Annotated in this window: 17 protein-coding genes; all 17 read left to right on the forward strand. The window is 34.7% G+C overall.

The features are described from left to right. Positions 1 to 258 precede the first annotated feature (258 nt). The 17 genes from DWX61_RS17565 to DWX61_RS17640 all read left to right on the forward strand — a co-directional run bounded on the left by DWX61_RS17565 (position 259) and on the right by DWX61_RS17640 (position 14,225). A complete protein-coding gene (locus DWX61_RS17565) occupies positions 259 to 705 on the forward strand; it encodes a sigma-70 family RNA polymerase sigma factor (RefSeq protein WP_005342245.1) in 447 nt (148 codons plus the stop codon). Then, a complete protein-coding gene (locus tag DWX61_RS17570) occupies positions 702 to 890 on the forward strand; it encodes a helix-turn-helix domain-containing protein (protein ID WP_025579110.1) in 189 nt (62 codons plus the stop codon). The genes DWX61_RS17565 and DWX61_RS17570 overlap by 4 nt, the downstream gene beginning before the upstream one ends. Positions 891 to 1,073: 183 nt before the next feature. Next, entirely contained in the window at positions 1,074 to 1,256 is a 183-nt protein-coding gene (locus DWX61_RS17575; RefSeq protein ID WP_117942275.1) for a hypothetical protein, read from the forward strand. 1 nt (position 1,257) lies between these two features. Beyond that, the gene (locus tag DWX61_RS17580; protein ID WP_117942276.1) at positions 1,258 to 1,992 is read left to right on the forward strand and encodes a LytR/AlgR family response regulator transcription factor; all 735 of its coding nucleotides are present in this window, start codon (positions 1,258 to 1,260) and stop codon (positions 1,990 to 1,992) included. Between the two features lie 99 nt (positions 1,993 to 2,091). Further along, a complete protein-coding gene (locus DWX61_RS17585) occupies positions 2,092 to 2,247 on the forward strand; it encodes a pseudouridine synthase (protein WP_117942277.1) in 156 nt (51 codons plus the stop codon). A gap of 65 nt (positions 2,248 to 2,312) precedes the next feature. Further along, positions 2,313 to 3,368, forward strand: coding sequence for a radical SAM protein (locus DWX61_RS17590; protein WP_118626609.1), 1,056 nt, complete (start codon positions 2,313 to 2,315; stop codon positions 3,366 to 3,368). A 112-nt stretch (positions 3,369 to 3,480) separates the two neighbouring features. Then, positions 3,481 to 3,843, forward strand: a complete 363-nt coding sequence (locus tag DWX61_RS17595; RefSeq protein WP_117942279.1) for a helix-turn-helix domain-containing protein — start codon at positions 3,481 to 3,483, stop codon at positions 3,841 to 3,843. After that, complete coding sequence (locus DWX61_RS17600; protein WP_117942280.1) at positions 3,821 to 4,531, forward strand: LytR/AlgR family response regulator transcription factor; 711 nt, start codon at positions 3,821 to 3,823, stop codon at positions 4,529 to 4,531. The genes DWX61_RS17595 and DWX61_RS17600 overlap by 23 nt, the downstream gene beginning before the upstream one ends. Position 4,532: 1 nt before the next feature. Beyond that, on the forward strand, positions 4,533 to 5,870 hold the full coding sequence (locus DWX61_RS17605; RefSeq protein WP_117942281.1) for a sensor histidine kinase: 1,338 nt from the start codon (positions 4,533 to 4,535) through the stop codon (positions 5,868 to 5,870). 139 nt (positions 5,871 to 6,009) lie between these two features. Then, positions 6,010 to 6,852, forward strand: coding sequence for a zinc dependent phospholipase C family protein (locus DWX61_RS17610; protein ID WP_286188089.1), 843 nt, complete (start codon positions 6,010 to 6,012; stop codon positions 6,850 to 6,852). A gap of 172 nt (positions 6,853 to 7,024) precedes the next feature. Beyond that, positions 7,025 to 8,167: a radical SAM/SPASM domain-containing protein gene (locus tag DWX61_RS17615; RefSeq protein WP_243105282.1), complete on the forward strand. Its 1,143-nt coding sequence runs from the start codon at positions 7,025 to 7,027 to the stop codon at positions 8,165 to 8,167. Beyond that, on the forward strand, positions 8,157 to 9,824 hold the full coding sequence (locus DWX61_RS17620) for an ABC transporter ATP-binding protein (protein WP_118626613.1): 1,668 nt from the start codon (positions 8,157 to 8,159) through the stop codon (positions 9,822 to 9,824). Before DWX61_RS17615 ends, DWX61_RS17620 begins: the two co-directional genes overlap by 11 nt. 11 nt (positions 9,825 to 9,835) lie before the next feature. After that, positions 9,836 to 10,837, forward strand: coding sequence for a S8 family serine peptidase (locus DWX61_RS17625; RefSeq protein WP_117942284.1), 1,002 nt, complete (start codon positions 9,836 to 9,838; stop codon positions 10,835 to 10,837). Between the two features lie 11 nt (positions 10,838 to 10,848). Then, the gene (locus tag DWX61_RS17630) at positions 10,849 to 11,955 is read left to right on the forward strand and encodes a radical SAM protein (protein WP_117942285.1); all 1,107 of its coding nucleotides are present in this window, start codon (positions 10,849 to 10,851) and stop codon (positions 11,953 to 11,955) included. Beyond that, positions 11,945 to 13,213, forward strand: a complete 1,269-nt coding sequence (locus DWX61_RS17635; protein WP_227164643.1) for a radical SAM/SPASM domain-containing protein — start codon at positions 11,945 to 11,947, stop codon at positions 13,211 to 13,213. Before DWX61_RS17630 ends, DWX61_RS17635 begins: the two co-directional genes overlap by 11 nt. Positions 13,214 to 13,319: 106 nt before the next feature. Next, the gene (locus DWX61_RS19435) at positions 13,320 to 13,445 is read left to right on the forward strand and encodes a hypothetical protein (RefSeq protein WP_255647045.1); all 126 of its coding nucleotides are present in this window, start codon (positions 13,320 to 13,322) and stop codon (positions 13,443 to 13,445) included. Between the two features lie 114 nt (positions 13,446 to 13,559). After that, the gene (locus DWX61_RS17640; RefSeq protein ID WP_117942287.1) at positions 13,560 to 14,225 is read left to right on the forward strand and encodes an ABC transporter ATP-binding protein; all 666 of its coding nucleotides are present in this window, start codon (positions 13,560 to 13,562) and stop codon (positions 14,223 to 14,225) included. Positions 14,226 to 14,229 lie beyond the last annotated feature (4 nt).

Below are 14,229 nucleotides of genomic sequence, written 5' to 3' on the forward strand. Positions count from 1 at the left end.
AGGCATTCGTGTAGCGATTCATCAAAAAAATTCTTCTATTATGGGGAAACGAAGAGAGCCATTTATATGCAGGATATGCGTTAAGTGTTAGATATTCCGTGCAGTATCCTGCATGGTTTAGAAGAAATGTCGGATTAGTTGAATACTGGTTCGGCTTTTTCTTTTATCATGGAAGGAAACTATCTTTTTATCCTGGCTGCAGATCGCCGCCTTTAGAAATTTGGAAACTAATTCATTTTCAAATTTCGGAGGTAAAGGATGAAAGAAGAGAAAAAATACAGTGGTTCTAAAACAAGAAACTATTTTACGGCATATTTGTTGGCATCTATCCAGGGGAGAAGGCTCCGGTATCTGGAAAAGCAGCAGAAAATATTATTTGCGGAGGAGAATCTGGAGGATAAAGAAATCACAGATATAGACATTTCTTTGGAGGAACGGTTAGAACTTGAGAAAAAGGAACAGTTACTTCTGGATGAATCCAAGGGGATTTATCCAGAGTGGAATGAGATGACGGACATAAACCTTATGGAAGCCATGTTTTCTTTGCAGGAGGAAGAACGAAAGCTTATCTATCAGCATGTCTTTGAGGAACGTACATTTAAAGAAATGAGCATCTTGAATCAGATGCCTGAAGAACGGTGTAAAGGTGCATATTATTGGGCTATCCGGAAAATACGCAAGAGAATGGGAGGAAAGAGATCATGAATTTTAAAGAATTGTTATACCGGGCAAGGCAAGGGGATGAAGATGCTATTCTGGAAATATTTGAAATGTATCGGCCACTTTTAATTAAAAATGCTTTGGTAGAAGGGATCTTTGATGAAGATTTGTATCAGGAATTGACAGCAGAATTGCTGAAGTGCATACGGTATTTTAGAGATGTAGAATAGTTTTATAGGGAGAAGCGTAGCGTTATAATCGTTACGCTTCTTTAGCATATTCTACCATTTTTAGTAAATGGATTACATAATTATAGTTACCAATTAGGCAATAAAAAACGCAATCGAAACAAGAATACTAGACGGAATAAACAAGAATCCCCTAATATAATAAAAAATAAGGAGGGCATTTCGATGGAGATGAAGCAAAAAGAATGCGGAATAGTTTGCAAAGAAAATGGTACGGAACAAATAGGAAAAATAACAGAGGAAGAATGGAGATTATTAAAACAATATAGAAATTTGTGTGAAGAAAATAAATTAACCATCAATATTTTGATTCAGCGATTATTAGCACACGAGAAAGGCAGGGAATAAGTTGATTAAAGTAGCATTATGTGATGATATTATTGACTATAATAAAAAAATGGAGAGTTATATCGAAAAATATGGAAATGAAAATCATGTAGAAGTCAAAATTACTTCGTATGGAAGTGGCAGTCAGTTATTATTGAATTATCAGAAACGAAAATTTGATGTTATATTTTTGGATGTGTCTATGCCTGAAATGGATGGATTTGAAACAGCAGAGGAGATTCGGAAGAGTGATCCTGATGTTTCAATCGTTTTTTGTACTTCTTATTATACAATCACTAATGCAGGGAAAGGCTTTGAAGTTGCGGCAGAAGATTTTTTATCAAAACCTTTACTGTATAGAAAAGTTGAGAATATCTTAAACAAAATATATAAAAAGAAATTATTGAATGCAGAGGAAAAGTTATTTTTGAAATGCCACGATGGATTGATTACGCTACAGCTTTCCGATATAATCTATATACAAACAGAAAACAAGCTATTGATTTTACATACAATTCATGGAGATGTGCAAAGTAGTCAAAGAATGAATGAACTAGAGAAGCGGTTAAGCACAAAGCAATTTTATCGCTGTCATAATAGTTATATGGTCAATTTTGACTATGTTGAAGGGGTTAAGCAAGATAGTGTGTTAATCAAAGATAAAGCTCAGAAGTTAAAGACTATTCCAGTAAGTAAATATAAGAAGGAAGAGTTCATGAGAGCGTTAGCTAGATATGTGGGAAAATGGGAAAACTGAAAATCTATGTCAAAAATATGTTGATTTATACAAAGAATATTGTTGTATGGAAAAAAAGGGATTATAGTTTTCATATACTAAACAGAAAGGAGAAAAAACATGGTGAATAATGAAGCAACAGAAGAGTTCTTGAAAGAACTGGATTTAACAGAAGAAGAAATAGAAAGTTATACCGGATGTTCTGAAAGGACACAACGATGTTTAACTGATTGCCCATGGCCATTTCCAGGGGCATACATTAATGAAGCTAAATAAGACAAAGAACCGTATAGCCTATCCTGATATGATAGCCTGTGCGGTTTCTTTTTTGGAGGAAAAGGATGTACACAATCACTTTAGAAGTAAACCAAATATGCAATTTACGCTGTACATATTGTTATCTTGGAAGGAAGACAAACCAAAAGATGTCAGAACAGATAGCATACAAAGGGTTGAAAATTGCTTTTTTAAACGTAGAAAGGCATAGAGATCGAAGATTATGGGTGGATTTTGTGGGTGGAGAGGCACTCTTGAGTTTTCCATTTTTAAAGCAGTTGGTGGAATATATAGAGGGACAGGCTTTAAAAAGGAACATTTTAGTGACATATTCTATTACTACAAATGGAACTATTCTAAACGATGAGATTTTAGCATGGCTGATTAGATATAAAATTCATTTAAAGGTAAGTATTGATGGGGCTGAGGAAACCCATAATAGAAATCGGAAGTGGGTTGATGGGGGTGGAAGTTATGCGAATATTATTGACAACTGTATGTATTTCAAAGAATATGAGAATCAGACAAAGCAGTATATCCAAGCAGCACATGTTGTTACACAGAATAATTATGGGGAAACTTTTCACTCCGTTTGTCATTTAGTTGAAAATCTAAATTTTAAAATAGTGGACTCTTCCATTGATGTTGTGCATAGATGGACAACTGATCAATTGGATGTTTTGGCAGATGAATGGGAAAAAGTATTATGTTATTATATAAAAAGACAAAAAGTAGGGAAAGCATTTCTTTGGGGACTGGTTTTAGATTTGAAGAAATACGGAGAGAATAACGGGAAATCAGGATTTTGCGGTGTGGGACTCATTCAAATATATGTGAAGGTGGATGGAAGAATCTTTGGTTGTGCAGCAAATTTAGAATCTAGTGGGTGCATTGGCGATGTTGAAAATGGATTGTCTATGGATCGCATCAAAAGGTTGAGGAAATTAGAGGAAGAAGGTACAATGTGTTCAAAATGTAATCTCTATAGGGAGTGTCAAAGCAAAAACTGTATTATGAATAGTTTGGCATATAGTGGATCAATAGGTGGACATAATCCTGATATGTGCTATTTTGAACAGAAAAAGAAAAGTCTTTGGGAGGCGTATGCTAAAGAGTTGTAATTTTAAAAAATAAAACTTGAAATATTGGTAAAAATACGTTGTTTTTATTATAAATACTAACATCTAAAGTGATATGCGGTGAGTGTTTTATTCTATTGGTGTGGTGGTGGAAATGAATATAATCAGGAGAAAGAGAAAGGAACTGGGGATTTCTCAGAAGGAGTTAAGTGAAAAACTAGGTACAAGTCAACAGACAATCAGCAGAATCGAAAAGGCAGATATTGAAAATATTCCCTGTAGTTTACTGGTGAAACTGGCAAGCATATTTAACACTCCCATAGATATTTTAGTACATGGAGATAATAGTGATTTGTGTAAGAGTCAAATTGAAGAATTATGGGATGTTTTTCAGAAGTTAGACGAGATAAACAAAGCTACTTTATTATTGATGGGAAGAAGACTAAATGAAGCACAGATGGAAAATATGCTGAAGAAGCAGATAGGTGATATAAGTGATAAAAATAGCGATATGTGATGATGAAAAATATTTTGTAGATACAGTTGAAAAAATGCTGAAAATTTATGCGGAGAAGAACGGTAAGGATTTTGTAATAAAAAAATATACAAAGCCATTGCAGTTAATGGAATCTTTAAAAGAAGAATTCCAAATTTTCTTTTTGGATATAGAGATGCCTGCGATGGATGGTATGGAACTGGTAGATATCATCCGCAGACATGATGAAAAATCAATTATCCTTTTTGTGTCATCCCACAATGAATTTTTGGGGGTAGGATATAAATATGATGTGCAGAATTTTATCACAAAACCGATTACACAGGTACAGATCAATTGTGAAATGAACAGAGCGTTAAGAAAACTGGATTCATACGAACAAAAATACATAGCAGTAAAAAATGAGAAAGGATACTTTAAATTATTTCTTTCGGATATAGAATACATTGAAACGGTAAAACGAAAAGTGTTATTTCATTTAAGAAACGGGAATCAGGAAGATGGATATTTTAAAATGAGAGATTTGGAAGAACGTTTGGAAAAATACTATTTTGTACGCTGTCATAATGGTATCATTGTAAATGTTGACTGTATTGAATCATTACATGATCTTACCGTCACGCTTTATTCCGGAGATAAGATTTATATTACACGATCCAGAAAACAAAACCTAATGAAAAAAATGGCAGAACGGGGAGGAAGTGTGTAGTGTGTATGGACAGAGTATTATAAAGAATATTTTTTCAATAATTAATATTTTGTTGATTACATATTTGTTAATTGATAGAAAAAACAGTCAAAGTTACAGAAAGAAAAATTGGTATTCCTATGTTTTGTGTATTGGAAGTATATTTTTGGTGCGAGTAATGGAAAATGGAGTATCCATACATATTGCTTATAATTATATTACCATAGTGATAATTGCTATGTTTATAGGACATTTTTTATTTCAGCGTAATATGAAGTATTGTATTTTGATAGGTTGCATTTACTTATCCATTTCGTTATTAGGGCAATTATTAAGCTGCATTTTTCTGTATCCATATAGTGGAGATAGGATATTAGCTGAATTGCCAGGAATCTACCAAGTGGGTATGATGGTAATTGCGGAAGGTGTTATTATTGCCGGAAGTTTGGCATTAAAAAGAATTATAGAAAGAATTCCACCGTTCCTATCAAGCATTAATGTGATTACAATTCTTATCCCGCTATTTCTTAACATTATAGTTATGGCGGTATGTACCGATAACCTATATAACGATAAAGAGGTAATTATCGGTAATGTATGGTCGGTTATTACGATATTAATATTACCTATCGTTATGCTTTTAGGAACTGTCTGTAATATAGTAATTTTGGAGAACTACTTAAATGTAAAAAAAATCGAGAATGAAAAGAAACTTCAAATAAGCGAGATGAGTCTACAGTATGATTATTATATGAGGCAATCGAAAGATATGGAAAATATCCGTAGACTTTCTCATGATATAAAAAACCATTTGGAAGGCTTGAAAGAAAATGTAGAGCCAGATCAAAAAATAGAGTACATTAATGGTATTGAGCGTAAGCTAAATAAGTATCAAAGCTACTATAAATCAGGGAATACATTTATTGATAATCTACTTCATACGAAACGATTAGAGGCCATCGAAAAGGGAATTGAATTTAAGGCGTTTGTCGATTTTACAGAGTTTAAGCAGGTAAGGAACGAGGATTTATGCGTCATAATTTCTAATACAATAGATAATGCATTAAGAGAATGCCGGTTAATGAAAGAAGAAAATCCTACGGTAGAGTGTTTGGTACAACTAAAGGCTAAAAAAGTAAAAGGTTTCTTGTCAATTTTATGCGAAAATAGCCTAAGAGAATCACAAGTATGTTATTTGCGATACAATACAACAATGGAAACATCAAAAGAAGATAAGAAAAATCACGGTTTTGGTGTTAAAAATATTAAAAGTGTCGTGAAGGATTATGGGGGAGAAGTATCATTTAATGTTTTAGATGATATGTTTTCTGTTTCTGTGATTATTCCGATAGAAATATAGTGGAAAAGATGGTGCTTATGGAAAATAAGTGCCATTTTTTTAGTCCAGATAAGGCATAAAAAATACAAACTAAACAAATTTTATGTTTTTTCTTGAAGTAGGATATAAAATAAAGAAAAAAAGAAGAGGAGGCATGAGTATGCGAAAAAAAATGAAACTATTTATTGCCATGGTATCAGTGGGGGTCTTATTGGGAACTATACCAGTTATGGCAGCGGAACAGCCGGAACTTCCAACGAAAGTGCAGGATATTGCAAATGGTTCTGATGACCTCTATGGAGAAGGGGTTCCGATTGAGCATGGCGCAAATCCAGATGAAAGATTTTCGTCCGGTGGAGTAGATCACACACATCAGTATATAGTCGCAAATGCACTTAAAATTCTGAGTAATGATCAGGGCAATAGTGCATTTAATGGCGAATTGAATTCATCTATTCTTATGGAAGCAACTGACTGGCCGGATAAACTCGGAAATGAAACGGATGCAGGAACTTTTGCTGGACACTTTTATGATCCTGATTCTGGAAAAAACTGGTTGGGGCAAACATCCCCGACAGCTAGGACAAGAGCAGAGTCATATTTTCAGGCAGCAGTAAATGCGTATCGTGCAGGGGACGTACAATTGGCTATGTCAAATTTAGGAAAAGGCACACATTATGTGTCAGACTTAAATGAACCACACCATGCATCGAACCTAACAGCAGTAAACAGCAATCATTCTGCTTTTGAAAAATATGTAGATAAAAACCGTAAATCTTACACAATAGCAGGGAATTCGTTTAATTCTTCCGTATATACAACTGCATTAAATACATCAACGGGAGACTTGATGTATTCAGCAGCAAAGCATGCGAAAGGGCTTGCGGCGAATGCTCAAAATGAAAGTACCTATGATAGTGCAGGCAGGCGATCTGTTCAGCATGCCATACAGACGGTAACCCAATATATGTATAAATTTGGTAAAGAGGTAGGAATCTATTAATAAGATTTTTCAGGTCTTGGTATTAAGAATATCAAGACCTGTTTTTATGCCATTTAGACACTAAAATACGCAAAATAATCAAAATATATGGCGAAATAGGAGAATTTGATTAAAATTGTTTTTAGTATATTTAAGAAAGGAGTAGACAGATATGTATAATTTCACATTATATATGACAACAGATTGTAATTTTAAATGCCAGTATTGTTATGAAGACTACCATAACCATTATCAGTTGAATGAAAAAACACTTGTGGACTCTTTGGAGTTTATGATGAATTATGGGGATAGAGGGAAAGTCTTGATTGATTTTTTGGGCGGTGAGCCTTTGCTGAAGAAAGAGTTAATTTACCAGGCAGTAGCCTATATCAAAGATAATTATCCGGAAAGGGAAGTAAAGTATTATATTACTACCAATTGTTCCCTGATGGATGATCGGTTCATTGCATTTATGAAAGAAAATCGTTTTACAGTACGCCTTAGTTTTGATGGGAATAAGGAAACCCATGATTTGAACAGAGTTGCGAAAGATGAAGTTTCTTGCTATGACAAAATTTTTGAGAATATCATGAAGGTAAAGGATAGTGGATTGAATTTTTCTGTAAGAATGACGGTCACAGAAAATACCATTCCGTATATGTTCGAAAACATCTGTTACCTGCATGAGCATGGCTTGGATAACATCTGTATGATTATGGATGTATATTTAAAAATATCTGATGAACTGAAGGCAGAATTTGAAAAACAGGTGGGACAAATTTTGCAATACTATTTGGCTGAGGCAGCAGCGGGCAGAGTTTTTACTATAGATCAATTTGATGGAAAAATGTTTAATATGTTGTGTAACTTTGGAAACTGCTTTGGCATGTGCGATGCTGGAATTGGAAATTTCAAGATCTTTCCGAACGGTCAGATATACCCATGCGGATTTCTTACAAGTAATGAAAAATATTGTATAGGCAATATCAAGGAAGGTGTTGATATAAGAAAGGCAAAATTAATAGCAATGTCGAACTTTGATAAAACCGATCCGAAGTGCAAGGGATGCACAATCCGAGATTTTTGTCATGGTATGAAATGCGGATATATGAATTTTATCAATACAGGGAAGATTAATGTACCATCGGATGCAGAGTGTATTTTTGAACATATCTTTTATAAGGCAATGGTGCAGATTCTTGAATATTATTTACAGCAGCCGATTGAAATAGTTAGAGAAAAATTAGGAGTGTATATAGACTATATCCAGGAGGAAGATTTAAAATTCAGTGAGTTCGGAGAGAAGATTGCCAAGAGGTTAGGTGATGAAAGGTAAACAAAGCCGCCCATACCTTGGATTTTTAAAAGAGTATGCTTTTAGGAAAAAGCTACTACCTTCCTATATTTTAACGATAGCGATAATTGTGTTAACAGCGGGGGTTTCTTTGGTGCGTCCGGAGCTGCAGGGAAAAGTGATAGATGATTTGGGGAATCCGCATAGTACCAGTTTATCTGCGTTTATGTTCCTTCTAGCTGTGTTCTTGGGAATGTTGCTACTGAACTACCTTATGAATTATGTACAGCGTTATGTTGTGGCTGTCATATCGGAAGAGATAGCTGCAGATATGCGACAAAAGGTAGAAGATAAATTATCAACAGTAAGCGTGAATTTTTTTGAGAAGATAAAGCTAAGTGACATTTTGCTGAAAGTAGATAAAGATGTTTCAGCAGTGAAACAATGTGGAATTACAAGTATTATCACATTGGTTTCCAATATGGTTATCCTGGTGGTTGTTCCTCCATATATGTTTTCTATCCATAAGGGAATTGCCGTATCCAATATTATCTTACTTGTCAGCGTTCCTTTTATTAGTAGAATCCTGGGGAAATTGATACAGGAAACCAGTGGTCAAGTTCTGGAAGGATATAACAGTATTACCAGTGTTCTGACAAACACCTATGATAATTGGTTTATTATAAGACTCTTTCAATGTGGGCAATATGTACATGATCTGTATTTTGAGAAAAATCAGAAATATAAAAAAGAGACGAACAGTCAGAATTTGTTGTACATATTGAATACATCTACGATACTTGTAATTCAGTTTATGGGAACAGTCATAATTTGGATAGTCGGTGCACAAGAAGTATTTAAAGGAAATATGACCATAGGTACCATTATGGCCTTGATGAATTACCAGACAATTATTATGAATCCTATTATTGGAATCGCACAGTTTGCTAACGAGTATCATACAGCCGTAGTTTCCTTAAAGGATATCAATGGTTTGCTTCAGTATCCGGATCAGAAACAAGGAGATGGAGAGAAAGTAACAACAGTTAACAACATTTCCTTAGAAGAGATGAGCTTTTCTTATACAGAGTCGAATAAGAAGGTATTTGACCGGCTCAATTTGAAGTTCGAAAAAGGCACTCTTTACGGAGTTCATGGAAAAAGTGGACAAGGCAAAAGCACTCTGTTCAAAATTATAACAGGTGTGTATCAACCGACAGAAGGAAAAGTAGTTGTGAATAACACAGATTTGCAGGAATTAGATATTAACAGCTATTGGAAAAATACAGGATATGTTATGCAGCGTACACAGTTCTTCAATGATACGGTAAGACGGAATATGGGATTACTACATATTGTTTCGGAGGAAGAAATGGATACAGTGGCAAAGTGCTTGGATTTGTATGATGAAATCCATACTTTAGAAATGGTATGGGATACCGAGATAAAGTTAGAACCATGCAATTTCTCAGAGGGACAAATGCGACGTTTGGATATTATGAGGAATATTTTGAAAAATTCACAAATTCTGATTTTTGATGAAGCCACTGCAAATATCGATGAAAAACGAAGAGGACGTTTTTATCAATTATTACATGAGCTATCAGGGGATAAAATTATTATTTTTTCTACGCACAATCTGGAAGAATTGCGAGAAGCAGATATTATTGTGGATTTGGAGAAGTTACATATAAGGTAGGTGAGTAAAAAGTGAGGATAGGTGTGTTGGATTCCAATGGATCCTTTGATAATCCTTTTTTTCAGGATAAGAAAATTGTAAAAATAGACTGCAAATGGAAAGACCAGGAATACACTAAAGATGCCTTTGGATTTACCCATGCGGAATATGTCTGTTCTTTTATTTTAAAGGAAAACCCAGAAGCTGAAATTATTTTGGTACCTATTGTAAGGAAGAACAAAAAGAGTACGGTTCTGGATATGATAGAAGGTATTGAATTACTGATAGAGGAACAGGTAGACATAATTAATATGAGTATAGGAGATGAGTACAAATATCACAAAGAAATAGAGGAAGTATGTAGAGCAGCTACAGAAAAGGGGATTTTGATTGTGGCAGCATACTCTAATCAGCAAGTAGAAGCAACCTATCCGGCTTCCTTCCCTTTTGTAATGGGAGTAAGATGCCTGGATATAGAGAATCCTTTACAGGTTCTCCAATATGATGGTACAGGAACGGATGTGATTTTTTCCTCTAAATTTTTTTCTCTTTATCATGTGGGCATCCCTAAATTTTATCAGGGCAATAGCTTTGGGTGTGCTGTAATAACAGGGTATCTAAGCAATTATGAGGATGAATATGAACAGGCAATTTTACAGTTTGTTCATAGCACTTTAAATGGATATTATCCATATCATACATTGAAGCAAAAACAGTGCTATTTTCTAACGAACCGTATAGAAGAACCTTTAGAGCAGCGTTTCATACGGGAAGTTACGAGAACAGAGAGATGCGATACTTTTGAAAGTGGAATGGAAAAATTGAGAAATATAAAAACAGCAGAGCAGTATCCGGTGCTATTTATTGATCACAACAATTATCAGGAAATATGTGAGTATAAAGATAGAATCAGGATATATGCCATGGAACATCCGAAGACAGAAATTGTTTTGCGATATCCCTTATTTAATATGGTGGAAAGATTGGATTTCCAGAAGAAAACAAATAGAAATCTGGACCAATTTACAGTTTAGGAGGCGAGAAAATGTATACACTGTCATTAGAGATAATAAATAAGTGCAATTTGAATTGTACTTACTGCTATCTGGGCGAAAAGAAAAATACATACATGAGTTTAGAAACGGCTCAAAAGGCAATCGATATTGCGGTCCATGAAGCAAATAAGCAGTATGATCGGACCCTTATGGTTTATTTTATTGGAGGGGAACCTCTTATGGCATTTAATCTGATGAAAGATGCGGTAGGTTATACGAAGAAAAAATGCCAGGAAACAAACTTAATATGCAAGTTCAGTACTACGATAAATGGAACGTTGGTTACAGATGAGATAATTGACTTTTTTGTGGAAAATACATTTGAGGTGAAAGTGAGTTTAGATGGTCCTGAGTATGTCCAGAATTTGAATAGGAGAGATTATGCAGGAAATGGAAGTTTTGAAAAAATTATGAAGAACCTTCCATTATTGAGAAAATATGAACAGGCTACAGGAAATCAGATTTCTATAGCCAGTGTCGTAACAAGTAATAACTATCAATATTATGCAGAGAGTTTCCAATTCTTGCTTGACTTAGGTATAAGAAAACTAGAATCAGGAATTGACCATTATTGCATGTGGAATGAAAATGACTTGCATGGTTTGAAAGAACAATTGGAACAGGTATTTTATTTATATAAGAATTATATTATTCAAACTAGACAAATGCTTTTTTGGAATTTATGGGAACAGCATGTAAAATCGTACTTATTTCCGTGTATGTTTTATGCTTGTAAAGCAGGGTTGGCAACTTGTTATGTAACGACCGATGGGGGGATTTATACTTGTAGCGAGTTACCAGAATTTAAAATTGGTACAGTAAAGGCAGGATTAGATGTACCAAGAATTAGAGAAATTGTTTATTTGAATGATAAGGTCGATTCGATGTGTGAAGGATGTGAATACATAAATCATTGTAAAACAAGAGGATGCCAGACTTCTAATTATGAAGTTAATAAGGATGTATATAGACCAATAGAGGTCAACTGCAAAGTGACAAAATGGATGTATAATTTGATAAAAGAAAACTTATCCGAAAAGCAACTAAATAATATGAAAGAAGAATATGAAAGGAGATATATTCGCCATGGAAAATAAAATGAATGATTTTATTAAGATTACAGAAGGAGAAAAAGTGGCTTTAATTGATCCGATAGGAAAAGTCTGCCTGGGGGTAAGTAAAAGATTTGCAGATAATTTGGATAAACCAGAGTTCCAGGAAAAGCTATATCCTGTATGGAAGCAGCAAACTGAATTTATAAAAAAAATAGAAAATAATCATGAGAAAATCAATACTGTATATTTGATGGTAACTAGAAAATGTAATATGAATTGTGAATTTTGTGCAATCAGTGCAAACGACAAATTGCATCCAGAAAATGAATTTAAGCTGGAGGATATACAGAATAAGGTGATTCCATTCTTTCAGGAAAACAAACCACATAAAATGATTATTACAGGTGGAGAACCATTGATTAAAGTTCAGATTGTGGAAATTGCAAAAGCATTAAGAAATGGATTGTCTTGTCCAATCACGTTGCAGAGTAATGGTCTTGCCCTTACTCTGGAATTAACAGAACAGTTGAAAGGGTATATAGATGAAATAGATTTTAGTACAATGCACATGTTCGGAACACCTGAAAAGGAGAAACAGTTAGTTGAACACATAGAGATGTGCCAGCAGGCAGGGATTAAGGTAGTGCTTAGTTTCATTTACGAAAAAACGAATGAAGCTGATATGTATAAATTGATTGACATTGCTGCGAAATATGATACAGATGTTCTTTTCAATATTGTTTCCCCGGTAGGACGGGCAAAGGATAATTCTGAAATACTGACAGATACGGAACGTATCGATATGAATCTGAAAATATTAAATTATATGCTTGGGAAGGGGTATGAGAACAAAAAGATTGCTAGAGGTTTCCACCAGAGAATTCAGGTAAGAGATTCTTGTGGAGGATATGGAAAAGTTATGGCAATTTACCCTGAAGGGGATATTTATATGTGCCAGTGTATGGAAAAATGCCAATTCAAAATGGGAAATATTATCAAAGATACTCCTCAGAAGATTTTGGTCAGGTTGGAAGAAATGATGAATACAGAAGAGATAAAGAAGACATTTTGTGTAACTTATAAGGAAATCTGTAGAGAATGCGACTATAGATATATATGTGGTGGTAGGTGTTTAGCTTCTGATGAACCATATGATTATCGTTGTATTTTTATAAAATCAATGTTGAAATATGTATTATTCTATTACAACGCCAAAGAAGATAAAAGAAAACAATTGGAACATTATAAACAATATTTAGAACAAGTAAAAGAGATTATAAATCAAGAAAAAAAAGAGTAAAATCCACATAGGTAAAAAAAGTGCAAAATAAACATAAAATATGGAAAACAATTATTAAAAATAATATTCTGAAAGAAAATATAACAATGTGTGGGAGGTGAACATTATGGAAGAAAGATATGAACTAAAGGAAGAGGAAGTTAATGTTTACACTGCTGAATGTGGTAAGATACAAGAATTTTGCCTACAGGATTGTATAGACGGAAGTGCTTGGTTAAGTATTGAATCTTGATTATTATATGGGAAATTAGTGAAACTAAAGCCTTCTGATTGAAAAATTAGAAGGCTTTAATTAAAAGACAAATTATGAAAATACATATTATTTGAAGGAAAGGATATAAATGGAATGAAGATTTTAGAGACAATTAAATTAAAAAAATATTACGGTCAAGAACCAAATGTTACCCGTGCATTGGATGGGGTCGATTTTTCAGTAGAAGAGGGAGAGTTTGTAGCGGTGGTAGGAACTTCTGGATCTGGTAAGTCCACCCTGCTTCACATGATGGGGGGGCTGGACACTCCAACCAGCGGAACCGTGATTGTTCGGGACAAAGAGCTGTCGAAAATGAACGATGAACAGCTTACCATCTTCCGCCGCCGCAATATCGGCTTTATCTTCCAGAACTATAACCTCGTTCCCATCCTGAATGTGTATGAGAATATTGTCCTGCCAGTGGAACTGGACGGGGACACGGTGGATCAGAAGTTTTTGGACGAAATCGTTCATCTGCTGGGGCTGGAAGATAAACTGAAAAATATGCCGAACAATCTTTCCGGCGGACAGCAACAGCGTGTGGCGATTGCACGTGCTCTGATTAGCAAACCGGCTATTGTGCTGGCCGATGAGCCGACTGGCAACCTTGACAGCAAGACCAGTGCTGAGGTGCTAGAGTTAATCAAGCGTACAAGTTCGGAGTTCCACCAGACCGTAGTCATGATTACCCACAACAACGACATTGCCCGCCTTGCAGATCGGATTATCCACATTGAGGACGGCAGGATTGTGCAATAAGGAG

It is taken from the genome of Ruminococcus sp. AF20-12LB (genome assembly GCF_003478985.1).
In the GTDB taxonomy this organism is placed as follows: domain Bacteria; phylum Bacillota; class Clostridia; order Lachnospirales; family Lachnospiraceae; genus Blautia_A.